At 68.7% G+C, this 26,397-nt stretch carries 30 protein-coding genes; 12 read left to right on the top strand and 18 right to left on the bottom strand.

The window, feature by feature from the left end:
* Positions 1-4: 4 nt before the first annotated feature.
* The 4 genes from pcnB to ABSY19_RS22610 are packed head-to-tail and all read right to left on the bottom strand — an operon-like array spanning position 5 to position 4,123.
* Positions 5-1,654 carry a polynucleotide adenylyltransferase PcnB gene (gene pcnB / locus ABSY19_RS22625; protein ID WP_382156142.1) on the bottom strand — a complete coding sequence of 550 codons (1,650 nt, stop codon included), beginning with the start codon at positions 1,652-1,654 and terminating at the stop codon, positions 5-7.
* Positions 1,651-2,319: an HAD family hydrolase gene (locus ABSY19_RS22620; RefSeq protein ID WP_382156140.1), complete on the bottom strand. Its 669-nt coding sequence runs from the start codon at positions 2,317-2,319 to the stop codon at positions 1,651-1,653. The genes pcnB and ABSY19_RS22620 overlap by 4 nt, the downstream gene beginning before the upstream one ends.
* Entirely contained in the window at positions 2,316-3,002 is a 687-nt protein-coding gene (hda, locus tag ABSY19_RS22615) for a DnaA regulatory inactivator Hda (protein ID WP_382163911.1), read from the bottom strand. Before hda ends, ABSY19_RS22620 begins: the two co-directional genes overlap by 4 nt.
* 23 nt (positions 3,003-3,025) lie before the next feature.
* On the bottom strand, positions 3,026-4,123 hold the full coding sequence (locus ABSY19_RS22610; RefSeq protein WP_382156138.1) for an AI-2E family transporter: 1,098 nt from the start codon (positions 4,121-4,123) through the stop codon (positions 3,026-3,028).
* Positions 4,124-4,282: 159 nt separating this feature from the next.
* On the opposite strand from ABSY19_RS22610, the gene purM reads away from it, so the two are divergent.
* A complete protein-coding gene (purM, locus tag ABSY19_RS22605; protein WP_382156136.1) occupies positions 4,283-5,320 on the top strand; it encodes a phosphoribosylformylglycinamidine cyclo-ligase in 1,038 nt (345 codons plus the stop codon).
* 13 nt (positions 5,321-5,333) lie between these two features.
* Here the strand turns inward: purM and ABSY19_RS22600 are convergent, their stop codons facing one another.
* The 9 genes from ABSY19_RS22600 to murJ form a co-directional block, all read right to left on the bottom strand.
* Positions 5,334-6,107, bottom strand: coding sequence for an ABC transporter ATP-binding protein (locus ABSY19_RS22600; protein WP_382156134.1), 774 nt, complete (start codon positions 6,105-6,107; stop codon positions 5,334-5,336).
* Positions 6,107-6,862 carry an ABC transporter permease gene (locus ABSY19_RS22595; RefSeq protein ID WP_382156132.1) on the bottom strand — a complete coding sequence of 252 codons (756 nt, stop codon included), beginning with the start codon at positions 6,860-6,862 and terminating at the stop codon, positions 6,107-6,109. The genes ABSY19_RS22600 and ABSY19_RS22595 overlap by 1 nt, the downstream gene beginning before the upstream one ends.
* Entirely contained in the window at positions 6,855-7,700 is an 846-nt protein-coding gene (locus ABSY19_RS22590) for an ABC transporter permease (RefSeq protein WP_382156130.1), read from the bottom strand. Before ABSY19_RS22590 ends, ABSY19_RS22595 begins: the two co-directional genes overlap by 8 nt.
* A 9-nt stretch (positions 7,701-7,709) precedes the next feature.
* The gene (locus tag ABSY19_RS22585) at positions 7,710-8,765 is read right to left on the bottom strand and encodes an ABC transporter substrate-binding protein (RefSeq protein ID WP_382156128.1); all 1,056 of its coding nucleotides are present in this window, start codon (positions 8,763-8,765) and stop codon (positions 7,710-7,712) included.
* A 118-nt stretch (positions 8,766-8,883) separates the two neighbouring features.
* Complete coding sequence (locus ABSY19_RS22580) at positions 8,884-9,213, bottom strand: 4Fe-4S binding protein (protein WP_382156127.1); 330 nt, start codon at positions 9,211-9,213, stop codon at positions 8,884-8,886.
* Complete coding sequence (locus ABSY19_RS22575; RefSeq protein WP_382156125.1) at positions 9,210-10,847, bottom strand: FAD-dependent oxidoreductase; 1,638 nt, start codon at positions 10,845-10,847, stop codon at positions 9,210-9,212. The genes ABSY19_RS22580 and ABSY19_RS22575 overlap by 4 nt, the downstream gene beginning before the upstream one ends.
* Positions 10,848-10,965: 118 nt before the next feature.
* Positions 10,966-11,598: an NAD-dependent epimerase/dehydratase family protein gene (locus ABSY19_RS22570; RefSeq protein WP_382156123.1), complete on the bottom strand. Its 633-nt coding sequence runs from the start codon at positions 11,596-11,598 to the stop codon at positions 10,966-10,968.
* A gap of 119 nt (positions 11,599-11,717) precedes the next feature.
* Complete coding sequence (locus ABSY19_RS22565; protein WP_291120952.1) at positions 11,718-12,575, bottom strand: SirB1 family protein; 858 nt, start codon at positions 12,573-12,575, stop codon at positions 11,718-11,720.
* Positions 12,576-12,604: 29 nt separating this feature from the next.
* The gene (gene murJ / locus ABSY19_RS22560) at positions 12,605-14,164 is read right to left on the bottom strand and encodes a murein biosynthesis integral membrane protein MurJ (RefSeq protein ID WP_382156121.1); all 1,560 of its coding nucleotides are present in this window, start codon (positions 14,162-14,164) and stop codon (positions 12,605-12,607) included.
* 125 nt (positions 14,165-14,289) lie between these two features.
* Between murJ and rpsT the strand changes: the two genes are divergently transcribed.
* Positions 14,290-14,589, top strand: a complete 300-nt coding sequence (gene rpsT / locus ABSY19_RS22555) for a 30S ribosomal protein S20 (RefSeq protein ID WP_291120948.1) — start codon at positions 14,290-14,292, stop codon at positions 14,587-14,589.
* A 137-nt stretch (positions 14,590-14,726) separates the two neighbouring features.
* Here rpsT and ABSY19_RS22550 read toward each other — a convergent pair whose 3' ends face one another.
* A complete protein-coding gene (locus ABSY19_RS22550) occupies positions 14,727-15,047 on the bottom strand; it encodes a DUF3579 domain-containing protein (RefSeq protein WP_382156119.1) in 321 nt (106 codons plus the stop codon).
* Between the two features lie 267 nt (positions 15,048-15,314).
* Between ABSY19_RS22550 and ABSY19_RS22545 the strand changes: the two genes are divergently transcribed.
* The 8 genes from ABSY19_RS22545 (at position 15,315) to kynA (ending at position 22,121) form a co-directional block, all read left to right on the top strand.
* A complete protein-coding gene (locus tag ABSY19_RS22545; protein WP_382156117.1) occupies positions 15,315-16,514 on the top strand; it encodes an aspartate aminotransferase family protein in 1,200 nt (399 codons plus the stop codon).
* A gap of 14 nt (positions 16,515-16,528) precedes the next feature.
* The gene (gene argF / locus ABSY19_RS22540) at positions 16,529-17,452 is read left to right on the top strand and encodes an ornithine carbamoyltransferase (RefSeq protein WP_382156115.1); all 924 of its coding nucleotides are present in this window, start codon (positions 16,529-16,531) and stop codon (positions 17,450-17,452) included.
* Positions 17,452-18,018 (top strand): hypothetical protein, encoded by a 567-nt coding sequence (locus tag ABSY19_RS22535; RefSeq protein WP_382156113.1) that lies wholly within the window; start codon positions 17,452-17,454, stop codon positions 18,016-18,018. Before argF ends, ABSY19_RS22535 begins: the two co-directional genes overlap by 1 nt.
* Before the next feature lie 9 nt (positions 18,019-18,027).
* On the top strand, positions 18,028-18,957 hold the full coding sequence (locus ABSY19_RS22530; RefSeq protein ID WP_382156111.1) for a class I SAM-dependent methyltransferase: 930 nt from the start codon (positions 18,028-18,030) through the stop codon (positions 18,955-18,957).
* The gene (locus ABSY19_RS22525) at positions 18,954-19,259 is read left to right on the top strand and encodes a YkgJ family cysteine cluster protein (RefSeq protein ID WP_382156109.1); all 306 of its coding nucleotides are present in this window, start codon (positions 18,954-18,956) and stop codon (positions 19,257-19,259) included. Before ABSY19_RS22530 ends, ABSY19_RS22525 begins: the two co-directional genes overlap by 4 nt.
* 80 nt (positions 19,260-19,339) lie before the next feature.
* The gene (kynB, locus tag ABSY19_RS22520) at positions 19,340-19,969 is read left to right on the top strand and encodes an arylformamidase (protein WP_382156107.1); all 630 of its coding nucleotides are present in this window, start codon (positions 19,340-19,342) and stop codon (positions 19,967-19,969) included.
* Positions 19,966-21,255, top strand: coding sequence for a kynureninase (gene kynU, locus ABSY19_RS22515; protein ID WP_382156105.1), 1,290 nt, complete (start codon positions 19,966-19,968; stop codon positions 21,253-21,255). Before kynB ends, kynU begins: the two co-directional genes overlap by 4 nt.
* A 2-nt stretch (positions 21,256-21,257) precedes the next feature.
* Positions 21,258-22,121: a tryptophan 2,3-dioxygenase gene (gene kynA, locus ABSY19_RS22510; RefSeq protein WP_382156103.1), complete on the top strand. Its 864-nt coding sequence runs from the start codon at positions 21,258-21,260 to the stop codon at positions 22,119-22,121.
* Between the two features lie 13 nt (positions 22,122-22,134).
* On the opposite strand, the gene ABSY19_RS22505 is transcribed toward kynA, so the two are convergent.
* The 4 genes from ABSY19_RS22505 to ABSY19_RS22490 form a co-directional block, all read right to left on the bottom strand.
* Positions 22,135-22,440: an addiction module antidote protein gene (locus ABSY19_RS22505; protein WP_382156101.1), complete on the bottom strand. Its 306-nt coding sequence runs from the start codon at positions 22,438-22,440 to the stop codon at positions 22,135-22,137.
* The gene (locus ABSY19_RS22500) at positions 22,437-22,739 is read right to left on the bottom strand and encodes a type II toxin-antitoxin system RelE/ParE family toxin (protein ID WP_382156099.1); all 303 of its coding nucleotides are present in this window, start codon (positions 22,737-22,739) and stop codon (positions 22,437-22,439) included. The genes ABSY19_RS22505 and ABSY19_RS22500 overlap by 4 nt, the downstream gene beginning before the upstream one ends.
* A gap of 160 nt (positions 22,740-22,899) precedes the next feature.
* Positions 22,900-23,364, bottom strand: a complete 465-nt coding sequence (locus ABSY19_RS22495; protein WP_382156097.1) for an NYN domain-containing protein — start codon at positions 23,362-23,364, stop codon at positions 22,900-22,902.
* 258 nt (positions 23,365-23,622) lie between these two features.
* A complete protein-coding gene (locus ABSY19_RS22490) occupies positions 23,623-24,555 on the bottom strand; it encodes an AraC family transcriptional regulator ligand-binding domain-containing protein (protein ID WP_382156095.1) in 933 nt (310 codons plus the stop codon).
* Between the two features lie 210 nt (positions 24,556-24,765).
* Between ABSY19_RS22490 and ABSY19_RS22485 the strand changes: the two genes are divergently transcribed.
* Together ABSY19_RS22485 and ABSY19_RS22480 are read left to right on the top strand one after the other, a co-directional pair.
* Positions 24,766-25,956, top strand: coding sequence for a lipid-transfer protein (locus ABSY19_RS22485; protein WP_382156093.1), 1,191 nt, complete (start codon positions 24,766-24,768; stop codon positions 25,954-25,956).
* Complete coding sequence (locus ABSY19_RS22480) at positions 25,953-26,393, top strand: MaoC family dehydratase N-terminal domain-containing protein (RefSeq protein ID WP_382156091.1); 441 nt, start codon at positions 25,953-25,955, stop codon at positions 26,391-26,393. Before ABSY19_RS22485 ends, ABSY19_RS22480 begins: the two co-directional genes overlap by 4 nt.
* The last annotated feature ends 4 nt before the right edge of the window (positions 26,394-26,397 follow it).

Genomic DNA, 26,397 nt, shown 5'->3' with positions numbered 1-26,397 from the left:
GGCCTCAGCCGCCGGCCTCATCCGAGCCACCACCGCCACCTTCGACCGGTCCCGCGCCGGTGGGCTTGCGGCGGCGACGGCGGCGCTTCTTGGCCGGTGCCGAACCCTCGTCCAGCGGGGTGTCGTCCGACGGCGCATCCCCACCCTCGTCGCCTTCGACGGAGCGGAAACGCGGATCGACTTCGTTCGGTTCGGCAGCGGCCGCCGCCGGGTGGTCCGCGTCCGTGCGCTTGACGCGCCGGGCCTTGCTGGCGCCCGGCTTGGCCAGGTTCTCGCGGCGCTGCGCATCCACCATGTCCTCGCGCATGGCGTCGCTCGCCGTGCTGAAGGTTTCCCACCAATGCGCGAGTTCTTCCTCGACCTCACCGACCTGCCCGCGCAGGCGCAGGAAGTCGAAGCCAGCACGGAAGCGCGGCTGCTCAACCAGGCTGAACGGCGAGGTGCCCACGCGCTTGTCGAAGCGCGGCTGCATCATCCAGATCTCGCGCATGTCCGCGCCGAGCTTGCCCCGGCCCGACACGTCGCCGATGCGGGCTTCGAAGGCGTCGTCCACCGCCGCCTGCAGGGCCGCGAAGGGCGCGGGCGGGCGCTGGTTCGGGCGCGGTGTGAGGTGCTGGTTCCAGGCCTTGCGCACGTCGGCCCAGAGCACGCAGGCCAGCAGGAAGCTCGGCGCCACCGGCTTGCCTTCGCTCACGCGGCGGTCGGTGTCCTGCAGGGCCAGCTTCACGAAGTCGTCGTCGGCGCGCTGCACGACGATGTCGAGCAAGGGGTAGATGCCGGTGCCCAGGCCCACGGCCTTGAGCTGCTCGATGCTGGCCAGCGCGTGGCCGGTCTGCAGCAGCTTGAGCATCTCGTCGAACAGGCGGCTCTGTGGCACATCGGCCAGCAGCGTGTGCGACGAGGCCAGCGGCGCCAGCGTCTTGGCGTCGAAGGTGAAACCCAGGCCGCTGAGCTTGGCGGCGAAACGCACGGCGCGGATGATGCGCACCGGGTCTTCGCGGTAGCGCGTGGCGGCGTCGCCGATCATGCGCAGCGTGCGCTTCTTGGCGTCGCGGATGCCGTGGTGGAAGTCGACCACGGTCTGCGTTTCCGGGTCGTAGTACATCGCGTTGATGCTGAAGTCGCGCCGGGCCGCGTCCTGCTCGATCGGGCCCCAGACGTTGTCGCGCAGCACGCGCCCGCTGGCGTCCACCGCGTGCTTCATGCCCGCGAGTTCGCCCTTGCTGGTGCGCTCGTTGCCCGCCACCTGCTCGGCCGCGGCGTTGTCCATGTAGGCGCGGAAGGTCGAGACCTCGATGACCTCGTGCTCGCGCCCCCGGCCGTAGATCACGTGCACGATGCGGAAGCGCCGGCCGATGATGAAGGCGCGGCGGAACAGGCCCTTGACCTGCTCGGGCGTGGCGCTGGTGGCGACGTCGAAGTCCTTGGGCCGCAGGCCCAGCAGCAGGTCGCGCACCGCACCGCCCACCAGGTAGGCCTCGAAACCGGCCTGCTTGAGGGTGTGCACCACGTCCAGCGCGCGCTGGTCCACCAGCGAACGGTCGATGCCGTGCACGCTGGCCGGCACGTCTTCGCGCTTGCCGAAGGGGTTGGCACGGCGGCCGGCAGGGGCGCTGGACTTGCCCAGCAGCCGATCGATGAATTTCTTGATCATTCGAATAGGTTCAGTGTGCGCCAGCCCCGCTCGAGGGCAATGGCGCGGAGCCGGGCATCCGGGTTGGTGGCCACGGGCTCGTTGACTTTTTCCAGCAGCGGCAGGTCGTTGATGGAGTCGCTGTAGAAAGTGCTGTGCTGCACGCGCGACCAGTCCAGTCCCCGTGCGGCCAGCCATTGTTCCACACGGGCGATCTTGCCCTCGCGGAACGACGGCGTGCCCCGGATGGCCCCGGTGGGTTCGCCGCGCGCGTCGCGTTCGAGTTCGATGGCGATCAGTTCGTCCACCCCGAAGGCCCGGGCGATCGGGCGGGTGACGAATTCGTTGGTGGCGGTGACGATGACCACCGTGTCGCCGGCGGCCTGGTGGCGCCGCAGCAGCGCGCGCGCGGGCTCGTGCATGGCGGGCTCGATCACCTCGCGCATGAAGCGCTCGTGCGCCTTCTGCGACACCGCCATGCCGTGCTCGCGCACCGCCTCGATGGCGAAGCGCACGTAGTGGTGGATGTCGAGCGTGCCGGCCTTGTAGTCGGCGTAGAAGCCGGCGTTGGCCTGGGAGAAGCCTTGGGCGTCGCGCCAGCCGAGCGAGACGGTGAACTCGCCCCAGGCGTAATCGGAATCGAGCGGGATCAGGGTGTGATCCAGGTCGAAGAGAGCCAATCTCATTCGTTTTCCAGCATGGATTTGATCAGGGGAATGGTGATGGCGCGCTGCGTGCGCAGCGCATAGGCGTCGAGCTGGTCGAGCAGCATCATCAGGCTGGAGAGGTCGCGCGAGAAGCGGCGCAGCATGAAGTCCATCACCTCGTCGCTCAGGAACACGCCGCGGTCGTCCGCCGCGCGGCGCAGCACGGCGCGGCGTTCGGTTTCGCTCAAGGCCTGCAACTGGAACACGTGGCCCCAGCCCAGGCGGGTGCGCAGGTCCTCGCGCAGGCGCAGGTCGGCCGGCGGGCAGGTCGCCGCCGCCAGCACCCAGCGCGAGGCGCCGTGCGCCGGGCTCTGCGCGTTGACGAACCAGTTGAAGGCCGCGGCCTGCTGGGCCGCGGTGTAGAGGTGGCAGTCGTCGAGCAGCACCGCGTCCCACTGGTCGTCGAACTCGGTCGGGTCCAGCACGGTGGCGTCCAGCCAGCCCACGCGGCCGCCCTGCTCGCGCAGCGCCTCACGCACCGCGCGCAGCAGGTGCGTCTTGCCGCTGCCGCTCTCGCCCCAGAGGAAAGTGGGCACCGGCGAGCGCAGCGGGTTGTTGGTCCACAGGCGCAGGTGCTCAATGGCGGCCTCGTTGCCGGCCCCCACGAAGTTGGTCAGGGTGGGCAGCGGCGCGAAGCCGATGTCCAGCGCCATCTGGCGCATGGGGGGCGTGGGTCCGGCGGTGCTCATGCCTCGGGGCTTTCCGGCACCGCCGCGCGCGGGCCTTCCAGGTACAGCGCGCTGGCCATGTAGCTGCGGCGCAGGCGGCGGATCGCCACCAGCAGCACCGCGCTGGCGGGCAGCGCGATGAGCACGCCCACGAAGCCGAACAGGTGGCCAAAGGCCAGCAGCGCGAAGATGACGGCGATCGGGTGCAGGCCGATGCGCTCGCCCAGCAGGCGCGGCGTGAGGTAGAGGCTTTCCACCACCTGGCCCACGCCGTACACGGCGGCCACCAGGGCCACGCCCAGCACGGTCTGGAATTCGAGCAGCGCGGCCAGCACGGCCAGCACCAGGCCCAGGCCGAAGCCCAGGTAGGGCACGAACACGGCCAGGCCGGTGAACACGCCGATGGGCAGCGCCAGGTCGAGGCCCACGAGCGCCAGCGCCACGGTGTAGAACACCGCGAGCACGCCCATCACCAGCAGCTGCCCGCGCAGGTACTGGCCCAGCACCGCATCGGTCTCGTCCAGGAAGCTCTGCACGCTGGCGCGCCAGCGCGGCGGGATCAGCGACTTGGTGCGCTCGACCAGGTTGTCCCAGTCCAGCAGCAGGTAATAGGCCACGATGGGCATGAGAAACAGATTGCCGAACACGGCGGCCAGCGCGCTGCCGCCGATGCGCAGGGAGGCGAGCAGGCTTTCCAGGATCTCGCCCTCATGACCGGACACCAGCTTGGTCAGCCAGCCGCGCACCAGGCTCACGTCCACCGACAGGCTCACGCCAAAGCGCCCGGCCAGCGGCGTGAGCCAGGCGTTGAGGCGGTTGAGCAGCTCGGGCACCTGCTCGCGCAGCAGCGGCACCTGCTTGGTGATGACGGGCACGATCAGCAGCAGCACCGCCAGCAGCACCATCATCAGCAGGGTGATGGCCAGCCCGGCGCCCAGCCAGCGCGGCACGCCCTTGCCGTGCAGGCGCTCCACCAGCGGGTGCAGCGCATAGGCCAGCACCGCGGCCAGCAGAAAGGGCATCAGCACGGGGGCCAGCAGCGAAAGCAGCAGCCAGATGACGACCGCGATCGAGGCCCACAGCAGGGCTCGGATCTGGTTGGAGGTCAGGGGCATGGGGCGGGGGTTGGGCGGGGTGGGCAAGGGATGCGGGAGAGCAAACCCTTAAAATCAGGGGCAAATTCTATCGGGCCACCCCCCAGGGTACCCGAAAGTCCCCTCCCACCCGCGTCCAGCCCATCGACCCGCCCCGCCCTGCGCCGGGGCCGACCGCCCATGACCACCCCCTCCACCCCTCTTTCGTACAAAGACGCCGGCGTTGACATCGACGCGGGCGACGCCCTGGTCGAGCGCATCAAGCCGCTGGCCAAGAAGACCATGCGCGAAGGCGTGCTGGCCGGCATCGGCGGTTTCGGCGCCCTGTTCGAGGTGCCCAAGCGCTACCAGGAGCCGGTGCTCGTGTCCGGCACCGACGGCGTGGGCACCAAGCTCAAGCTGGCGTTCGAATGGAACATGCACGACACCGTGGGCATCGACCTGGTCGGCATGAGCGTGAACGACGTGCTGGTGCAAGGTGCCGAACCCCTGTTTTTCCTGGATTACTTCGCCTGCGGCAAGCTCGACGTGGACACGGCCGCGGCCGTGGTCGGCGGCATCGCCAAGGGCTGCGAGCTCAGCGGCTGCGCGCTGATCGGCGGTGAAACCGCCGAAATGCCGGGCATGTACCCGGCCGGCGAGTACGACCTGGCCGGCTTCTGCGTGGGCGCGGTCGAAAAATCCAAGATCCTCACCGGCCAGAGCGTGCAAGCCGGCGACGTGGTGCTGGGCCTGGCCTCGCACGGCGTGCATTCCAACGGCTTCTCGCTGGTGCGCAAGTGCCTGGAGCGCGCGGGCGCGAACCTGCCCGCCACGCTGGACGGCCAGCCGTTCCGGGAAGCCATCATGAAGCCGACCCGGCTCTACGTGAAGAACGTGCTGGCCGCGCTGGCCGCGCACCCCATCAAGGCGCTGGCCCACATCACCGGCGGCGGCCTGCTGGAGAACATCCCCCGCGTGTTGCCCGAAGGCACGGCCGCCCACCTGGTGAAGGGCAGCTGGCCGCAGACCGAGCTGTTCGCCTGGCTGCAGAAGACCGCCGGCATCGACGACATCGAAATGAACCGCACCTTCAACAACGGCGTCGGCATGGTGGTGGTGATCGCCGCCGACCAGGCCGCCGCCTGCGCCGCCACGCTGCGCGGCCTCGGTGAAACCGTGCACGAGATCGGCAAGATCGCGGCACGCGGCGAAGGCGCGGCCGTCGTCGTCGCCTGAGGCGACCGCGCGCTCAGCGCTTGAGCTGCCCGAGCACGCGCTGCTTGATCTGATTGAAGGCCGTGCCTGTGCGCTCGCGCGGGCGCGGCAGGTCGACCTCGATCACGCTCTGCACCCGGCCCGGCCGGGGTTCCATCACCGCCACGCGGTCGCCCAGGAACACGGCCTCGTCCACGTCGTGCGTGACGATCACCACGGTGATGCGCCGCTCGCGCCAGATGCGCAGCAGTTCTTCCTGCATGTGGGCCCGGGTGATCGAATCGAGCGCACCGAAGGGCTCGTCCATCAGCAGGATGTCCGGCCGCGAGACCAGCGCGCGAGCGATGGCCGCGCGCTGCGCCATGCCGCCCGAGAGCTGGTGCGGCCAGGCTTGCGCGAACCCCGTGAGGCCCACGAGTTCGAGCTGTTCGCGGATGCGCGCCTCGCGCTCGCGCCGGCTCAGGTCCAGGCTGTCGAGCCCCAGGCCGATGTTGTCCGTGACGTTGAGCCAGGGAAACAGGCGGTGGTCCTGGAACACCAGGCTGCGCTCCACGCCCGGCCCGGCCACCGGTTCGCCATCGATCAGGATGTCGCCATCGAAGCGGTCGTCCAGACCCGCGATCAGTCGCAGCAGCGTGGACTTGCCACAGCCAGAGGCACCGACGATGCCCAGGAACTCGCCGCGCGCGATCTCCAGGCCGATGCGCTGCAGCACCGGCAGGTCCTGCCCCTCGATCCGGTAGGTCTTGCCCACGTTGCGCAGGCTCAGGGCGGTGGGGGCGGCCGCCTCCAGGGTGGGGGTGCTCATCAGCGGGTTCTCCAGGGAATGAGGCGCGGGAAAAGAAGCTGCGCGACGCGGCTCAGGCCGTAGCCCACCAGGGCCATCACCAGCACGCCGATCAGCACCAGGTCCATGCGGAACACGTCGCGCGCGGTGGCGAGGTAGGCGCCGATGCCCCGGCCGGTGCCGATCGCGTATTCGGAACCCACGGTGCCGATCCAGGCCGTCAGCAGCGCGAGCTCCACGCCGGTCAGCACCGAGGGCAGGATCGCGGGCAGCACCAGCCGGCGCAGCCGCAGCCAGGGCCCGAGCCGCGCGATCGCGGCCACCTCGCGGTAGGCCGGCGCGATGCCGCGCACGCCCTGCTCGGTGTTGAGAAAGACCGGGAAGAAGGTGGAGATCGAGATGAACACGATCTTCACCAGATCGCCGTTGCCGAACCAGGCGGTGAGCAAGGGAATCCAGGCGAACAGCGCGACCTGGCGCAGGCCGTGCACGGTGGGCGCGACGGCCAGTTGCGCCGGCCGCGACAGACCGACGGCCACGCCCACGGCGATGCCCAGGCTGGCGCCGATGAGAAAGCCCAGCGCCACACGCAGCAGGCTGCTGGCGGCGGCCGACCAGATCTGGCGACCCTGTTCATCGACGAAGGGCGCGGCCAGCACCTCGTACAGCGGCACCATCAGCGGGTGGGCGATGGCACCGGTGTCGATCAGCAGCAGCCAGGCCGCGCCGATGGCCAGCGGCAGCCAGGCACCCGGGGGGATGCGCACCTCAGCCATGGCCGGGCGCCCAGCGGCTCAGGCCGCGTTCGAGCCAGCGCAGCAGCAGGTCCAGCGCGCAGCCCGCCACCCCCACGACCACGATGCCGACGATCACGATGTCGAGCTGGAACAGCTTGCGGCCCCAGACCATCATGTAGCCGATGCCTTCGGTGGCCGCGAGCATTTCCACCACGATGAGCGCGATGAAGGCGTGGCTCAGGCCGAGGCGGAATCCGCTGAACACCGTGGGCAGGCAGGCCGGCAGCGTGAGGCGGGTCAGGCGCGTCCAGGGGCGCAGGCGCAGCACGCGCGCGGCTTCGAGGTAGGCCAGCGGAATGTTCCGGATGCCACGGGAAGTGTTGAGCACCACGGGCACCATCACGGCCTTGGCGATCACGATGACCTTGAGCGCCTCGTCGATGCCGAAGATCAGGATGAGGATGGGAATCCAGCCCAGCGTGGGCACCGCGAACAGGGCGCGCAGCGTGGGCTCCAGGTGGCTGCGCGCGCGCGCCGACACGCCCAGCCAGATGCCCAGCGCCAGGCCCAGTGGCCCACCGAGGGCCAGGCCCGAGCCGATGCGCTGCAGGCTGATGAGGAAGCCGTCGAGCAGCTCACCGCCGCGCGCAAGCTCCAGGAACGTGTCCCAGACCAGCGCGGGCGCCGGCAGGATCTGCGGCGGCACCCAGCCCCGCACCGCCGCCCACTGCCAGAGCGCGACGATGGCCGCCGGCAGGGCCAGCGCCAGCAGCAGGCGCCTCAGCGGGGCCGGCAGCGCGGTGCGCCACGGCCAGGTCGCGGCGCGCGGGAGCGGCGAGGCGCCGACCCCGCCGGCCAGGTGTTCGAGGGCCGCCATGGCTCGGCCTCAGCGGCGCGCCACGAGGGCGGCGCGGTTCGTCCAGTAGGTCTGCAGGCCCTGGGCGCGCAGCGCGTTCTCCACGTACTGCGGGGCGGCCCACTTCGCCACGTCGATGTCGTTGCGGATCAGCTTGTTGTCCTTGGTGAAGTCGATCGCGTCGTCGTACTGGCTGAGCAGGAAGGCGTCCACGCGCGGGTCGAAGGCTTCCTTGAGCGAGACGCCGTCGTAGTCGTCCTTGAAGGCCTGGTAGGGCATGCCCGAGAGCGTCCAGAGGCGGTAGGCCTCGTCGCGGTTGGCCTCCTGGCCCAGCCAGTGGGCGGCTTTCACCAGACCGTTGGCGATGCGCTGCGTGGCGTCGGGGTACTGCTTCTCGAAGGCCTCGCTCACCAGGATGCCGCCAAAGCCCGAGGCTTTCGCGCCCTGATCCTTGGACGAATAGAACACCTTGCCCACGCCCTTGTCGCGCAGGGTCAGCAGGCTGCTGGAGCCCACCGCCGCGTCCACGCTGCCGGCGCTCAGGGCCGCGAGCTGGTCGGCGGTCTTGAGGTCCACCAGCTGGATGTCGCGCAGCGTGAGGCCGTTGTCCTGCAGGGCCTTGAGCAGCGCCCAGTGCAGCACCGTGCCCTTGGCCACCGCCACCTTGCGGCCCTTGAGGTCTTTGAACGAGTTGACCTCCAGGTCCTTGCGGGCCAGCCCGAAGACGGTGGTGTAGCCGTAGGACGCGAGGATGCGCGTGGGCAGGCCGCCGGCCTTGCCGATGATGTTGGGCAGCGAGCCGTATTGCGCCACGTCGAGCCGGTTGTTGGCGATGGCCTCGTTGATCGCGGGGCCGGTGCCGGTGAAGTACTCGAAGCTGAGCTTCACGGGCGTGCCCTTGAACTCGTCGGCGATGAAGCCCTTGCCCTGCGCGATGGCGAGCAAGGCCACGCCGTGGGGTTGGCCGAAGCCCTGGCCGAAACCGCCGAAGCGGATGGTCTCGGGCTGGGCCTGCGCGTGGGCGCCGAAAGCGGCGGTGGCGGCGAGCGCGAAGGCCGCCAGGTGTTTCCAGAAAGAAGCGGTCATGGGAAGTTTCCGTGGAGATTGAAGGGTTTCAGTCCAGAACACCGCGGAACCGGCTTTGCCGGGCCGCAGGTGTTGCCCCCGTGAGGGGGTCGCGCGAAGCGCGGCGGGGGTGGGCCATCTAGTGCGCGCGGCGCAGCAGCTCGAAGCTGGCGTCCAGCGCGGCGGTGGGCTGGCGGTCCTTGCCCCAGCCGACGGCGCGGCGGTAGCTGCCGATCCATTGCCGCACCTCGGTGCCCTCCTCGGCCACGGTGACGGCGTGGTCCGCCACCGGCGCGACGTACAGCGCATCGGTCGGGCAATACAGCTCGCACATAAAGCAGGTCTGGCAGTCCGACTGGCGCGCGATGCGCGGGATGCCACCGGGCACCGCCTCGAACACCTGCGTGGGGCAGGCGCTCACACAGATGTTGCAGCCGGTGCAGCGTTCGGGGCTGACGATTTCGATCATGCGGCGAGCCTTTCAAGGTCCAGGTTGACCGGTGGGCGAACGGTTTGCGGGCGCACCCAGACCTCGTCCAGGCCGCCGCTGACGAGGCGGTGCCGCTGGCCCAGGTCCAGGCCGGCGTGGTCCTGCCGGCGGGCCATGCCACGCGTCTCGGTGCGCTGCAGGGCGCTGCGGTACATCCAGCGCGAGGTGGCCAGCATGGCCACGGCCTCGCGCGCGCGCACCGCCTGCTGCGGGCTCGGCGCGCTGGCGTGGCGCACACGCGCCCACTGGGCGTCGAGCCGCTGCAGCGAGTCTTCCAGCAGGTCGGCGCGGCGCGTCCAGTTGCGTTCGTAGGGGAACACCTCGGCCTGCACCGCGCGCACCAGTTCTTCAGGGTCCCAGGCCGGGGCCCCGCCTTCCTGGATGCCGGCGGTGCCCGCACGGTGCAGACGGCGCCTGGCCAGGCTGCGCGCGCCATGGCTGAAATCGGCCGCGCCCGCGCCGGCCCAGAAACCGGACGACATGGCCCAGGCCGCGTTGTGGCTGCCGCCGCCGGTGAAGGCACCGCAGATCAGCTCGCGCGTGGCCGCGTCGCCGGCCGCGTACAGGCCGGGCACCGAGGTCGCGCAGTCGTCGCCGATCACGTGCAGGCCGCCGGTGCCGCGCACCGTGCCTTCCAGCCGCAGGGCCACCGGGAAGTGGTCCTTGAACGGGTCGATGCCCTGGCGGTCGAAAGACACGAAAAAATTGGGCTGCGCGTGTCGCATCCAGGCGCGGATCTCGGCGTCGGCCCGGTCCAGGCAGGCGAACACCGGCTGCGTCTGCAGCGTGCGCGCGATCACGCTGCGGCCGCGAGACGAGCCCGCGCCCTCGATGGCCACGCCGTCGCGGTCGTAGAAGGTGGCCCAGTTGTAGAACAGGGACTTGGTGACGGAGGAGAACGAAGGCCCCAGGCCGTAGGCGTTGGAGAACTCCATGCCCGAGAGCTCGGCGCCGACTTCGGCGCCCATCAGGTAACCGTCGCCGGTGAGCACGTTGCAGCCCAACGCCCGGCTCAGGAAGGCGCAGCCGCCGGTGGTGATCACCACCGCACCGGCCCGCGCCACCCAGGTCTCACCCGTGGTGCGCGTGAGGCCGGTGGCGCCGGCCACATCGCCGTTCTCGTCGGTCAGCAGCTCCAGCGCCGGGCTGTGGTCCAGGATGCGGGCACCCGACTCCTTCACCTTCTTGCGCATCAGGCGCATGTACTCCGGCCCTTGCAGCGAGGTGCGCTGCAGCTGGCCTTCGGTGTCGATCGGGAAGGGGTAGCCCCATTCCGTGAGCATCTCGGTGTTGAGCCAGGTCTGTTCGAGCACACGGTCCATCCACGCGTGCTCGGCCAGTTCACCGCCCATGGCGTAGCGGCTGGCCTTGGCCTTCTCGCGCGCGGCCGCGTCGCGCGGCACGTGCCACAGGCCGGTGCCCGAGGGCGCGGTGGCGCCGGAGGTGCCGCAGAAGCCCTTCTCCACCAGGGTCACGCTGGCGCCGCGCGCGGCGGCCGCGATGGCCGCCCAGGCGCCCGCCGGCCCGCCCCCGATCACCAGGACATCGGTCTCGATCTGCTGCTGCCCGGCCGCATCGCTCAACAGCGGGGAAGAAAGGCCACGTTGCGCCATCGTCTGCTCTCCAACAAATGTGTTCAGAGAAGGCAGTCTAGGAACGGGTCAGCGCATCAACAACGATCGATTCCGAGTTTCCATATGCGAAAAAAAGCAGCCGCGCCGCGGCTGCCGCTCAGATCAGCGCTTCGGACGGCAGCACGTGCACGCCCGGCGACGCCGCCAGCGCGGCCTGCAGCAGGTGGTGCGCGATGCGCTCGGCCGGCACCACCCGGTAGCGCCGGGGCAGCAGGGGCTGCACGCCGCGCGAGACCAGCACCGCCAGCCGCTCCAGGGGCCGGCTCTCCTGCCGCTGCCCGCCGATCAGGCCCGGGCGCACCAGCGTGAGCGAGGGGTAGCCCACGGCCTGCAGGTCGCGCTCGACCTCGCCCTTGGTGCGCGAATAGAACACGCGCGAACGCGCATCGGCCCCCAGCGCGGAGTTCAGGGCGAAGGCCCGCGCGCCATGGCGGCGCGCGAGGTAGGCCACCTCCAGCGGGTGGTCGTGGTCCACCTTGTAGAAAGCGGCCTGCGAGCCCGCCGCGCGGATGGTGGTGCCCAGGGTGCAGATCACCGCATCCACCCGCCACCAATCGGCGTCTTCGGGCAGGCGATCGAAGTCCACCACGGGGTTGAGCAGTTTGGGGTGTGGGGCCAGCGGCTTGCGGGTCGGCGCGACCAAGCGCTCCACGGCGGGGTCGGCCAGGGCCTGTCGCAGCACATGGCTGCCCACCAGACCGGTGGCGCCCACCAGCATCAGTTGTTTCATACCGTCGTTTTTCTTGTCGCCGGATCGGCGGTGTTGGCGCGCATGGTCCCTGCGCGGCCCGCTCGCGTCAAACGGAATTACATGGCGACACATCCCCGCCCCCGCGGGCGGGCGGCGGCTCAGTTGAGCGCGCGGCGCAGTTCCTGCAGGCGCTGGGCGATGGCGTCGCGGTCCAGCGTGTCGTCGGCGTGTTCCACGTAGGTTTCCAGGTCGCCCACGGCCAGGCGCACGTCGCCCATCTCGGCCCAGGCCAGGCCCCGGTCGCGGTACTCGATCCAGGCGTCGGGCAACAGGATAAGCAGGCGGTCCAGCACGGCGATCAGGCGCAGCCAGTCTTCCTGCGTGCGGTGGATTTCCTTGAGGTTGCGCAGCAGGCGCGCCAGGATCTCGCGCGGCGTGGCGGCCTGCAGGTACAGGCCCACCGGCACGTCGAAGTCGTCCACCAGGCCATTGCGCCGCTTGTAGGGCTCCAGCCGTTCCGAGAGGTCTTCGCGGCTGAGCGACTGGCCGGTGAAGGGGTCGATCACCACCTGGCCATTGGGCAGGTTGACCTTGACCATGAAATGGCCGGGAAAGTTGACGCCACGCGCCTTCAGGCCCAGGCCCTGGGCCAGCTCCAGCCAGAGCACGGCCAGCGTGATGGGAATGCCCCGGCGCGTGCGCAGCACGGCGTTGAGAAAGCTGTTGTCGGGGTCGTAGTAGTTGTTGACGTTGCCGCCGAACCCCATGTCGCGGAAGAAGAACTGGTTGAGCGTGCGCAGCCGCTGCAGCGGCCCGGCGTCGGCGGCGCAGCGCCGGCGCACCCGGGCCAGCATCTGGTCCACGTCGCCCAGCACCTGCTGCACGTCGAGGTCGGGGTATTCGTCCTGGGCCACGGCCGTGGCCGCCTCGAACAGGGGCAAAGCCTCGTCGTCGCCCACCAGGGCGGCAAAGTAGCCCAGGGGGGTCGGCGCGGGGTATTCGTACGCGGTCGGCATGGTGGGGAATCCGGTTTCCGCAGATTACGTCATTTTCTGACGAACTGCCTCAGGTTCAACCCCGCCAGCAGCAGCGTGAGGAAATAGACCAACATCCCGCCCAGCACGCACAGCGTGAGCAGGCCCACGCGCTGCAGGGCCTGGCCTTCGAAGCCCAGCCAGTTGAAGCGCGCCGCCACCCACATCAGGAACACCGCCAGCAAGGCGCTGGCCGCCAGCACCTGCATGCCGAAGCGGGCCCAGCCCGGTGACGGTTTGTAAGCGCCCCGGCGGATCAGCCCCACCAGCAGGAACAGGGCATTGACCATGGCGCCGATACCGATCGCCAGCGCCAGCCCGGCGTGGGCCAGCCGGGGCACCAGCAGGACGTTGAGCACCTGGGTGAGCACCAGCACGCCGATGGCGATCTTCACCGGCGTGCGGATGTCCTGCCGCGCGTAGAAGCCCGGCGCCAGCACCTTGATCGCGACCAGCCCGATCAGGCCCGCGCCGTAGCCCATCAGGGCGGTGGCGGTGCGCTGCACGTCGGCGTCGGTGAACGCCCCGTAGTGGTACAGCACGGCCACCAGGGGGTGGGCGAAGGTGAGCAGCGCCACCGCGCAGGGCACGGCCAGCAGCACCACCAGGCGCAGGCCCCAGTCGAGCAGGCCGCTGTAGCGGTCCGCGTCGTCGGACGCCTTGGCCGCCGCCAGCTGCGGCAGCAGCACCACGCCCAGCGCCACGCCCAGCATGGCGGTGGGGAATTCCATCAGGCGGTCGGCGTAGGTCAGCCAGCTCACGCTGCCGGCGCCCAGGTGCGAGGCGATCTGGGTGTTGATCAGCAGGGAGATCTGCGCCACGCTCACGCCCAGCAGCGCCGGCAGCATGAGGGTGGTCACCCGGCGGGTGCCGGGGTGGTGCCAGGCGGTTTTCAGCGCCGACCAGCGCAGGCTCACGCGCGGCAGCAGGCCCAGCCGGCGCAACGCCGGGATCTGCGCGCCCAGCTGCAGGGTGCCGCCCAGCAGCACGCCCCCGGCCATGGCGTAGATGGGCTCGATGCCCAGCGAAGCGAACCAGGGCGCGCCCCAGCCGGCGGCGGCGATCATGGCCACGTTGAGCAGCACCGGCGTGGCCGCCGGCACCGCGAAACGTTTCCAGGTGTTCAGAATCCCGGCCGACAGCGCCACGAAGGACATGAAGGCGATGTAGGGGAACATCCAGCGCGTCATGAACACGGCGGCGTCGAAGCCGGGGTCGTCCAGGCCGCTGGCCATGGCCCAGACCAGCACCGGCGCGCCCACCACGCCCAGCACGCAGGTGGCGGTGAGCGCCCAGGCCAGCACGGTGGCGATCTGGTTCACCAGCACCCGGGTGGCGTCGTCGCCCTCTTTTTCCCGCACGCCGGCCAGCACCGGCACGAAAGCCTGGCTGAACGCGCCCTCGGCGAACAGCCGGCGCAGCAGGTTGGGAATGCGGAAGGCGACGTTGAAGGCGTCGGTCAGCGCGCTGGCGCCGAAGGTCGCCGCCATCAGCAGTTCGCGCACCAGGCCGGTGATGCGGGACGCCAGCGTGAGCAGCGAAACGAGGGAGGCGGACTTGAAAAGGGTCACGCGGCGAGTGTAACGACCGGGATCGCCCCCTCCCCCGCCCGGCCGGCCACCCTTGCCAGCCCGGCCGGCCGTGCTAAAATCGCGGGCTTTGCTGGCATCATCCCCAAACACCGAAGGAACTCACCATGGCAACCAAGCCGAAGAAAAAGAACCCCCGTCTGGCGTCTGGCCGCAAACGCGTGCGCCAGGACGTCAAGATCAATGCAGCCAACACCTCGCTGCGCTCCAAATACCGCACCGCCGTCAAGAACGTTGAAAAAGCCGTTCTGACCGGTGACAAAGCCAAGGCGACCGAACTGTTCGCCAAGATGCAGAAAGTCGTCGACATCGTCGCCGACAAGGGCATCTTCCACAAGAACAAGGCCGCGCGCGACAAGAGCCGCCTGTCGGCCAAAGTCAAGGGTCTCGCAGCAGCCGCTGCCTGAACCCGTCCCGGTCTGGCCCCGCCAGACCACCAGCCCAGGCCCCCAAGGCCTGCCGTTTGAAACGGGTGCGCTGCCAGCAAAAGCAAAAAAGCCGTCGCAAGACGGCTTTTTTGTTGCCCGCGCCAAAAGCGGGGGGATCAGGTCTTGGACGGGGGATCGGGGAGGAGGCAGGCCTCGACCACCTGCAGGCCGTTGTCGCGCGCGAAGTTCATGCAGAAGTCCCAGGCCATGGGCTCGGCCTCGCGCAGGTCCGCATGCACCACCACGCACTTGATGCCGTTGATGTTGTTGGGCACGCACCAGGGGGAGTAGCTCAGGTGGCTGCCGGGGGTGGCGCCCCCGGGGCGGAACGAACTCATCACCCCGGCCAGGCGCTCGGCCCAGTCACTGGGTCGGAACGTGCGGCCGTCCTTCGTGACACCCTGGATGAAAACTTGTTTGGCTGTCGGTGAAACCATCGGGGGAGAGGCCTTCGGATGGAGGGCTCGACTGGAAGAATGCCGCCGCCGGACCGAGGATCGCTCGCCGGGGCAGGAGGCAGGTATTCTATCTTATATAAGACTTGGAATGAGGGGTAACCCGGACCCGCTAGCGTACACCGGGCGCATTTCAGCGATGCCCAACAAGCAATGATGATGCCCGCCCGCTGCCCCTAAAATCGCGCTTCAACGGCTCAACCTTCGTTGAGCCGCTTTCTTTTTGGCCCTTCCCACCGGAGTCCCTGCATGAACGCCGCCCTCAAGCCCGTCGCCTCGCCCCACGTGATGAACACCTACGGCCGCCTGCCGATCGCGATGTCACACGGCCGAGGCGTGCGCCTGTGGGACACCGACGGCAAGGAGTACCTGGACGCGCTGGGCGGCATCGCCGTCAACACCCTGGGCCACGGCCACCCCAAACTGGTGCCCGCTCTGCAGGACCAGATCGCCAAGCTGATCCACTCCAGCAACTACTACCACGTGCCCGACCAGGAACGGCTCGCGCAGATGCTGGTGGAGCGCTCGGGCATGACCAATGTGTTCTTCTGCAGCACCGGCCTGGAAGCCAACGAGGCCGCGCTCAAGCTGGCGCGCAAGTACGGCCACGACAAGGGCATCGAGCGCCCCGAGATCGTGGTCTACGAGAAAGCCTTCCACGGCCGTTCCATCGCCACCCTCTCGGCCACCGGCAACCCCAAGGTGCAGGCCGGCTTCGGCCCGCTGGTCGAAGGCTTCATCCGCGTGCCGCTCAACGACATCGAGTCGCTGAAGAAGGCCACCGCCGGCAACCCCAACGTGGTCGCCGTGTTCTTCGAGACCATCCAGGGCGAAGGCGGCGTGAACCCGATGCGCTCGCAGTACCTGAAGGACGTGCGCGCCCTGTGCGACGCCAACGACTGGCTGCTGATGATCGACGAAGTGCAGTGCGGCATGGGCCGCACCGGCAAGTGGTTCGCCCACCAGTGGGCCGGCATCGTGCCCGACGTGATGCCGCTGGCCAAGGGCCTGGGCTCGGGCGTGCCGATCGGCGCGGTCGTGGCCGGACCCAAGGCCGCCAACATCTTCCAGCCCGGCAACCACGGCACCACCTTCGGCGGCAACCCGCTGGCCATGCGCGCCGGGGTCGAGACCATCCGCATCATGGAAGAGGAAGGCCTGCTGGAGAACGCCGCCCGCGTGGGCCAACACCTGCGCACCGTGCTGGAAAAGGACCTGATCGGCAAGGCCGGCGTGAAGGAGATCCGCGGCCAGGGCCTGATGATCGGCATCGAGCTCACCAAGCCCTGCGGCGTGATCACCCAGCGCGCCGCCGACGCCGGCCTGCTGCTCTCGGTCACGGCCGACAGCGTGATCCGCATGGTGCCCCCGCTGATCATGACCACGGCCGAGGCCGACGAGGTGGCCGCCATCCTGCTGCCGCTGATCCACGCCTTCCTGGCCGAATGAGCGCCGCCCCCGCCATGACGATCCCGCACTACCTGCAGTTCAAGGACCTCGACGCCGCCACCTACGCCTACCTGTTCGAGCGCGCGGCCTTCATCAAGCGCAAGTTCAAGGCGGTCGAGAAGTACCAGCCCTTCGCGGACCCCGACCGCACGCTGGCCATGATCTTCGAGAAGGCCAGCACGCGCACCCGCGTGAGCTTCGAGGCCGGCATGTACCAGATGGGCGGCTCGGTGGTGCACCTGACCACGGGTGACAGCCAGCTCGGCCGCGCCGAGCCCATCGAAGACAGCGCGCGCGTGATCAGCCGCATGGTCGACATCGTGATGATCCGCACCTTCGAGCAGAGCAAGATCGAAGCCTTCGCGGCGCACTCGCGCGTGCCGGTCATCAACGGCCTGACCAACGAGTTCCACCCCTGCCAGATCCTGGCCGACATCTTCACTTTCATCGAACGGCGTGGCTCCATCCAGGGCAAGGTCGTGGCCTGGGTCGGCGACGGCAACAACATGGCCAACACCTGGCTGCAGGCCGCCGAATTGCTGGGCTTCACGGTGCACGTGAGCACCCCCAGCGGCTACGAGGTCGACCCGGTGCTCGCCGGCATCCGCAACCCGGACTGCTACAAGGTCTTCAAGGACCCGCTCGAAGCCTGCGCGGGCGCCCACCTCGTCACCACCGATGTGTGGACCAGCATGGGCTTCGAGGCCGAAAACGAAGTGCGCCGCGCCGCCTTCAAGCGCTGGTGCGTGGACGAGGCCATGATGCGCACCGCCCAGCCCGATGCCCTCTTCATGCACTGCCTGCCCGCGCACCGGGGCGAGGAGGTCAGCGCCGAGGTGATCGACGGCCCGCAGTCCGTCGTCTGGGACGAGGCCGAGAACCGCATGCACGTCCAGAAGGCCCTGATGGAGTACCTGCTGCTCGGCCGGCTCGCCTGATGGGTCCGCGGCCCGCCGAGAGGCTGCTGGAGCAGTTCCTGCCGGCGCACCAGTTCAGCGAACGGCACACGCTGCAGATGCCGGCGGCGCCGCATCAGGTCATGGCCTGCATCGAAGCGGTGCTGCGCGAGCCCGATCCGCTGGTGAGCCGCCTGATCGCGCTGCGCGAGGCTCCGGCACGGCTCTGGCAGCGAATGGGCGGCCAGGGGCGCCTCCCGGCCCGCCCATTCGGGCTGGACGATTTCACGCTGCTGGAGCGTCGAGGCCACGAGGAACTTGTGTTCGGGCTCGCGGGGCAGTTCTGGCGGGCCGACTACGGGCTGACACCCGTGGCCGACGCCCAGGCCTTCCACGCGCTGCAGGATGTGCCGCGGCTCGCCCTGCACTTCGGTGCCACCCCGGTCGGCACGGGCACCTTGCTGAGCACCAGCACGCGTGTGCATTGTCCCGACGCGGTGAGCCTGCGGCGCTTCACGCCGTATTGGTACCTCATCCGCCCGGTCAGCGGCTTCATCCGCCGCCGTCTGCTGCAACGAGTGGCCCGGGCAGTTGCCCTGGCCGGCTGACCACTCACCATGCAAGCCCTGCTCGACGCCATCGCGCGCCTCGAACCCGCCGCCGAGGCGCGGCGGGTCTTCCACGGCCGCGGCGGCCTGCACCCGGGCTGCGAGCAGTGGGCGCTGGACGCCTTCCCCCCGGTCTGGGTGCTGACCAGCTTCCAACCCGTGGACGAGGCCACGCTGGCCGTGCTGCACACCGCGCTGGCCGAACGTTGGACCCAGGTGGCGCCCGGCGAACCGCTGAACTGGGTCTTCCAGTGCCGGCACGACAGCCAGACCGAAACCCGCCTGATGGCCGGCGCCGTGCCCGAACCCCACGTGGTGAGCGAGCGCGGCGCGCGCTTCCTGGTGCACGTGCTCAAGGGCCAGAACCACGGCCTGTTCCTGGACATGGCCGAAGGCCGCCAATGGGTGCACGAGCATGCCGACAAACAAAAGGTGCTGAACCTGTTCGCCTACACCTGCGCCTTCTCGGTGGTGGCGCTGCAGGGCGGCGCGAAACAGGTGATCAACGTGGACATGAGCGGCGGCGCCATGGCCATCGGCCAGCAGAACCACCCGCTCAACGGCCTCGCGGGCGGCGCCAGCTTCCTCGCGCACGACATCTTCAAGACCTGGGGCAAGATCACCCGCAGCGGCCCCTACGGCCTGGTCATCGTCGACCCACCGAGCTTCCAGAAGGGCAGCTTCGTCGCCACCAAGGACTACCAGCGCCTGATGCGCCGCCTGCCCGACCTGCTGCTGCCCGGCGGCCAGGTGCTGCTCTGCCTCAACGCGCCCGAGCTCGACACCGCCTTCCTGCGGCAGCAGATGCAGGAAGCCGCGCCCGAGCTGGTGTTCGAACAGCGCCTGCCCAACCCCGAGGCCTTTGCCGACGCCTCGCCCGAGCGAGCGCTCAAGGTGCTGGTCTACCGCGCGCCGGCGCTCGCGCCCAGAGTCGCATGAGCACCTGCACCAGCTGCGGCGCCTGCTGCGCCTGTTTCCGGGTCGATTTTTCGGTTCACGAGCTGGACGAGATGGGCGGCTCCGTGCCCGGCGGGCTGGCGGTCGAGGTCACCGAGCACACCGCCCGCCTGCGCGGCACCGACCATTCGCCGCCCCGCTGCGCCGCCCTCACCGGCAAGGTGGGCCAGAAGGCGGTCTGCGGCATCTACGAATGGCGGCCTTCGCCCTGCCGCGAGTTCGAGGAAGGCAGCGACGCCTGCGCGCGCGCCCGCCAGCGCCACGGCCTGCCGGCGCTTATTTGATTCAAGCCTCAACTATTTTCCGGGTCTGTTGGCAATAACCGACACCACGGAATTTTTCAGGGTGCTACCTTCCATGCACCATGAAACAGCTCTGGGACATCTCTCCGCCGGTGCACGCCGGCGCCCCGGTTTTTCCGGGTGACACCGCCTACACCCAGCAGTGGGCCGCCACCATCGGCCCGGGCTGCCCGGTCAACGTCAGCGCCATCACGCTCTCGCCCCACGTGGGCGCGCATGCCGACGCGCCGCTGCACTACGACGCCGACGGCGCCGCCATCGGCCATGTGCCGCTCGACGCCTTCCTCGGCCCCTGTCGCGTGATCCACGCCATCGGCTGCGGCCCGCTGGTCAGGCCCGAACACATCGCGCACGCGCTCACCGACCTTCCCCAGCGCGTGCTCGTGCGCGTGTACGAACACCAGCCGCAGGACCGCTTCGACGACGCCCTGCCCGCCTTCGCGCCCGACACCGTGGAACAACTCGCCGACCTCGGCGTGCTGCTCATCGGCATCGACAGCGCCAGCATCGACCCCGCCGCCAGCAAGACGCTCGACAGCCACCAGACCATCCGCCGGCGCGGCCTGCGCGTGCTGGAAAACCTGCTGCTCGACGACGTGCCCGAAGGCGACTACGAACTCATCGCCCTGCCCCTCAAACTCACCACCGCCGACGCCAGCCCCGTGCGCGCCGTGCTGCGCCAACTGCCATGAACAACGCCCCCACCCTCGCCGACTGCCGCGCGCTCGACGCGCAAGACCCGCTGCGCGCCCTGCGCGACCTCTTCTTCATTCCCGAGGGCACCATCTACCTCGACGGCAACTCGCTCGGCGTGATGCCGCGCAGCGCTCCCGCGCGCGTGGCCGAGGTGGTGACGCAGGAATGGGGCACCGACCTCATCCAGAGCTGGAACAAGCACGGCTGGTTCGCCCAGCCCAAGAAGGTGGGCGACAAGATCGCGCGCCTCATCGGCGCCGAGCCCGGCACCGTGGTCGCCACCGACAGCACCTCGGTCAACCTCTTCAAAGTGCTTTCGGCCGCGATGGACCTCGCCAGCGTCGACCACCCCAAGCGCCGGCGCATCGTGAGCGAGCGCAGCAACTTCCCGACCGACCTCTACATCGCCGAAGCCCTGTGCCAGCAGCACGGCTTCGAACTGATGCTGGTGGAGCCCGAAGAAATCCCCGCCGCCCTCACACCCGAGGTCGCCGTGCTCATGCTCACCCACGTGAACTACCGCACCGGCGCCATGCACGACATGCCCGCCATCACCGCCGCCGCCCACGCCACCGGCGCGCTCATGCTGTGGGACCTCGCGCACAGCGCGGGTGCCGTGCCGGTGGACCTCACCGGCGCGGGCGCCGACTACGCCGTGGGTTGCGGCTACAAGTACCTCAACGGCGGCCCGGGCGCGCCGGCCTTCGTGTGGGTCAACCCACGCCACGCCGACCGCTTCTGGCAGCCCCTGGCCGGCTGGTGGGGCCACGCCACGCCTTTCGAATTCACGCCCGACTACCGGCCCGCGCCCGGCATCACGCGCTACCAGTGCGGCACCCAGCCCATGATCAGCCTGGCCGCGCTCGAGTGCGGCGTGGACACCCTGCTCGCCGCCGAAGCCCACGGCGGCATGGCCGCGCTGCGCACCAAGTCGCTCGCGCTCACCGACCTCTTCATCGAACTCGTGGACGAACGCTGCCAGGGCCACGGCCACGGCATCGGCCTGGCCACGCCGCTGGACCCGACCGAGCGCGGCTCGCAGGTCTGCCTCACGAAGGACGAAGGCGCCTACGCCATCGTGCAGGCCCTCATCGCGCGCGGCGTGGTGGGCGACTTCCGCGCGGGCGACGGCCAGCGCCACAAGGACATCCTGCGCTTCGGCTTCACGCCGCTCTACATCGGCTTCGAGGACGTGTGGAACGCCGCCGACCAGCTGCGCCAGGTGCTGGAGACCGGCGAGTGGCGGCGCGCCGAATTCAACACCAAACACGCGGTGACCTGAGCATGTGCCCGCACCACACCGATCCGGCCTCGAAGCCCGAAGACATCGTGCGCGAGGAAGGCGCGCAACTCGACTTCAGCCGCGACATGAGCTACGGCGACTACCTGCAGCTCGACGCCATCCTCAACGCGCAGAAACCGCTCTCGCCCGCGCACGACGAAATGCTCTTCATCGTGCAGCACCAGACCAGCGAACTCTGGATGAAGCTCATGCTGCATGAGCTGCGCGCCGCCATTCACAGCATCGCGAAAGACGAACTGCAACCCGCCTTCAAGATGCTCGCGCGCACCTCGAAGATCATGGAACAGCTGGTGCACGCCTGGGACGTGCTCGCCACCATGACCCCGCCCGAATACAGCGCGCTGCGGCCCTACCTCGCGCAGTCCAGCGGCTTCCAGAGCCACCAGTACCGCTGCATCGAATTCGCCATGGGCAACAAGAACGCGGCCATGCTCAAGCCGCACGCCCACAGCCCCGAGCGCATGGCCGTCGTGCAGGCCGCCTACGAAGCCCCGTCGCTCTACGACGAAGCCCTGCGCCTGCTCGCCCGGCGCGGCCTGGCCGTGCCCGCCAGCCACACGCAGCGCGACTGGACCCAGCCCTACGAAGCCAGCGACGCCGTCGAACAGGCCTGGCTGCAGGTGTACCGCAACCCCAAGGACCACTGGGACCTGTACCAGCTCGGCGAAAAGCTCACCGACCTGGAAGACGCCTTCCGCCTCTGGCGCTTCCGGCACGTGACCACGGTGGAACGCGTGATCGGTTTCAAGCGCGGCACCGGCGGCACGGGCGGCGTGAGCTACCTGCGCAAGATGCTCGACGTGGTGTTGTTCCCGGAGATCTGGCGTTTGCGCACCGATCTTTGAGAAAGAGTGTCGCCTATGCGGGATGCGCCGAGAGCCTGACCCCCAAGGCACGCGCCACCTTCAGCACCGTGTCGAACCGTGGCTTGGCGCCCGGTGCGAGCGCCTTGTAGAGGCTCTCTCTGCCCAGCCCCGCGTCCTTGGCCACCTGTGCCATGCCTTTGGCGCGCGCAATGTCCCCGAGCGCCAGCAGCAGAAGATCGGGGTCGTCCATTTCGAGAACGGCCGTCATGTACTCGGCAATCGCCGCATCGTCCGTGAGGTAACGAGCGGCGTCGAAAGGGAGCAGCTTGGCTTGTGCCTTGGTCTTGGATGTGTTCATGGCTCCAGCTCCAGTTGTTTGAGCAGCCTCTGTGCTCGCTTGATATCTCGGCTCTGGGTTGACTTGTCTCCACCAGCGAGCATGACGATGAGAATGTTCTGACGGCGCGTGAAGTACAAGCGATAGCCTGGACCGACATCCACCCGCATCTCTGAAACCTCTTCGCCGACCGGCTTCCAGTCGCCGAGGTTGCCGGCTTCCGCCAGCCGCAACCTCGCCGCGATGCGGATCCGGGCCTTGATGTCTTTGAGGTTGTCGAGCCACTCCTGGAACGCCTGTACTTGAAGGACCGCGAACATTGAAATGTATCTAATTGGATACTAACACCAAACTGCCCGAAAGACAGCGTCTGAGCCCTCCAGCCTGAGGGAGCAGGATGCGATCCAAACCATGGCGACACCGTCGCCCTCTTCAACAACACCAATGAACTGAAAGCTGCCACGAACGCTGCAGCTGGACTCACGAGTACGCAGAATCCAGAAACGCAAACGCATTGCAAGCCGCCACAAAACTCTTCGCGGCATCTTGCCGGCCAAAGCCATAGACCGGCACATCGGCTTCACGGGCGCGGGTGACCACGCCCGTGTAGTCGCTGTCCGATGACACGATGCAGAAGCCGTCCACCTTGCGTTGCGGGGCGTGCAGCATTTCCATCATGTCCATGATCAAGGCCGAGTCGCTGGCGTTCTTGCCGTGGCGGTAGTGAAACTGCTGGACGGGGCGTATCACGTTGGCCTCCAGCACCTTGCGCCAGGAAGCAACGTGCGGGTTGGTCCAGTCGGCGTACGCGCGGCGGATGAGGACGTTACCGCGTTCGGCCGCCAGCTTCATCACGGGTTCGCAGCATGTCCAGCTCATGTTCTCGGCGTCGATCAGCAACGCGAGTCGGAGCGGTCGGGGGAAAAAGAACGGTGCTTGCTTCATGGGCCTTCCTGTTGCGATGAGTTCCACCACCACCCTTTTGAGGTGGCGGTGGCCCGAACAGGTTGGCGTACCGAGACAGCTTGCACCATCGGCGAGACTTGCGTCTCCCCATCCGGGCCACCATAAACAGGAAAGCACAGACGAAGAAGATGATGGCCGCAACGCCGAAACATTGCAGCCATCTCAAAACGCAAGCTGTCAGCAGGACGCCAATCCTGATCGCACTTTTGTACGACGAAAGAAGTATAGCTTCGGCGTTCAGCGCCGCCGATACGCCCCGCAGTGTTTCCCCGTCCACTTCTTGAACGCGCGCTGAAAGGTCGGGCTGTCGCTGAAACCCAGCTCGCTCGCCAGCTGCACCAGCGACACGCGCGATGACGACAGGCGCGAGATCGCGAGGTCGCGCCGCAGGTCGTCCTTGAGCCATTGCAGCGAGGTGTGTTCGGCCGAGAGGTGCCGCTGCAGGCTCGACGGCGAGGTGTGCAGGTGCTCGGCCACGGCCTCCAGCGAGGGCCACTGCGGGTAGCTGCGCATGAGGTGGTTGCGCACCCGCTGCGCCACGGCGCCGAAGTCGCGCGGCGGCGAGATGACCTGCGTGTACGCGTCGGTGAGGAACACGCGCAGGGCCGGCTCGTCGCGGCTCACCGGGGTGTCCAGTTCCTTGGCCTTGAACCAGAAACCGAAAGCCGCCTGCCCGTAGCGCCGGGGCGCGGGGAACACGAGGTTGTAGCCTTCCTGGCCGTCGGGCTCGGGGTAGCTGAAGTCGAAGTGCGTGATGGGCAGCGGCGCGTTCAGCAGCCAGGCGGCCAGGCGCCAGAGCACGCGCACCATGGTCTCCTGCGCGAACACGGGCGTGGGGTGGCCGGGGGCGATGGTCTGCATGTGCAGGCTGGCTTCGTCGCCGTTGACCTGCAGCGAGAAAAAGATGTCGTCCTGCAGCAGGTTGAGCGCCGCGCTCATGCGCTTGAGCGCGCGCCGCAGGTCGTGCGCGGACAGGCCTTCGCGCGCCGTCAGCGCGAAGCTGCCAGGCTTGAACGGGCGTGAGAACAGGCCCATGCATTCGTCCTTCATGTCGTTGAGCAGCGCATAAAAAAGCGCGACGTACTGCATGGGCGTGACGCCCTGGTGGCCGGGTTGGCGCAGGGCATGCGGGTCCACCCCGACTTGACGTAGATAGCCATCCATGTTCATGCCCCGGCTTTCCGGCCCGGAGAGCATGCCGAACACGAAAACAGGGGCAATGAAGGCCCCCGGGTTTTCCCGAGGTTTTCGCTGTTTGAGGTCTTTTGCCATGGTTTCAGGGTGTTCGGCTATCGCTAGGAAATGGGGCGAAGCCTAGCATCCGCCCCGTCTTCCAACCAATTTTTCGGGGCCGCCGCCCCGCCGCACAAAGGACCGTTCATGAAGCAAGACGTGTATGTCGTGGGGGTCGGCATGGTGCCGTTCACCAAACCCGGGGCGAGCGAGCCCTATCCGCAGATGGCGGCCAAGGCGGTGAACGCGGCGCTGCGCGACGCGGGCCTGGACTACGCCAAGGTGCAGCAGGCCTATGTGGGCTATGTGTACGGCGACTCCACCGCCGGCCAGCGCGCGCTGTACGAGGTGGGCATGACGGGCATTCCCGTCGTGAACGTGAACAACAACTGCTCCACCGGTTCCACCGCGCTCTTTCTCGCGCGCCAGGCGGTGATGAGCGGCGCGGCCGACTGCGTGCTGGCGCTGGGCTTCGAGCAGATGAACCCAGGCGCCCTCGGCTCGGTGTTCAAGGACCGCGCGAGCGCCTTCGAGCGTTTCGACGACGCCACGGAAGAACTGGTGGGCCATGGCGAGATTCCGCTGGCGCTGCGCTACTTCGGCGGCGCGGGCCTGGCCCACATGCAGGAGTTCGGGACGCCGCTGAACACCTTCGCCAAGATCCGCGCCAAGGCGAGCCGCCACGCGTCGAACAACCCGCTCGCGCTGTTCCGCACCGTGGTGACGGAAGAAGAGGTGATGAACGCGCCGGTGATGTGGCCGGGTGTGATGACGCGCCTGATGGCCTGCCCGCCCACCTGCGGTTCGGCGGCGGCCATCGTGTGCTCGGGGGCCTTCGCGAAGAAGCATGGCCTGAACACGGCCGTGCGCATCCGCGCTCAGGCCATGACGACGGACGGCCCCGCCACTTTCGGCGCGAAGGACATGCGCGAAGTGGTCGGCTTCAGCATGGCCAGGGCCTGCGCCGAGCAGGTGTACGCCGAAGCGGGCCTGGGCCCGCGCGACGTGCAGGTGGTGGAACTGCACGACTGCTTCGCGCACAACGAGCTGCTGAGCTATGAAGCCCTGGGCCTGTGCGAACGCGGCGGCGCGCAGAAGTTCGTGGAAGACGGCGACAACACCTACGGCGGCCAGGTCGTCACCAACCCTTCGGGCGGCCTGCTCTCCAAGGGCCACCCGCTGGGCGCGACCGGTCTGGCGCAATGCACCGAGCTCGTGCAGCAGCTGCGCGGCCAGGCCGAGAAGCGCCAGGTGGACGGCGCGCGCATCGCGCTGCAGCACAACCTGGGCCTGGGTGGCGCCTGCGTGGTGACGATGTACGAAAAGGTGGCCGCATGATCGACAGGAAATTCATCGGCTATCAGCTCAAGCCTTCGGTGCTCACGGTGGACCGCACGCGCCTGCAGTTCTTCGCCAAGGCGATTGGCGAGAAGAACCCGGTCTACGTGGACCCGGCCGCCGCGAAGGCCGCCGGCTACGCCGACGTGCCGGCCCCCCCCACCTTCCTGTTCGCGGCCGAGCTGGACAGCGGTGCCAACGACCAGCTGCTGGCCGACCTGGACATTCCGCTGGCCAAGCTGCTGCACGGCGAGCAGTCGTTCCGCTACCTCCGGCCGGTGTGCGCGGGCGACACGGTGACCGTGCAATCGACCATCACCGACATCTACGACAAGAAGGGCGGCAAGCTGGAATTCGCCGTCAAGGACTCCAAGGTGACCAACCAGCGCGAGGAACTCGTCGCCGAGCTGCGCACCGTGCTCGTGGTCCGCCACTGAAAGG

Origin of the sequence: Hydrogenophaga sp. ANAO-22, from assembly GCF_042466645.1 — a bacterium.
GTDB lineage: Bacteria > Pseudomonadota > Gammaproteobacteria > Burkholderiales > Burkholderiaceae_C > Hydrogenophaga.
Note: the sequence above shows the minus strand (reverse complement) of the source record. Positions and strands in the feature narration are given on the sequence as shown.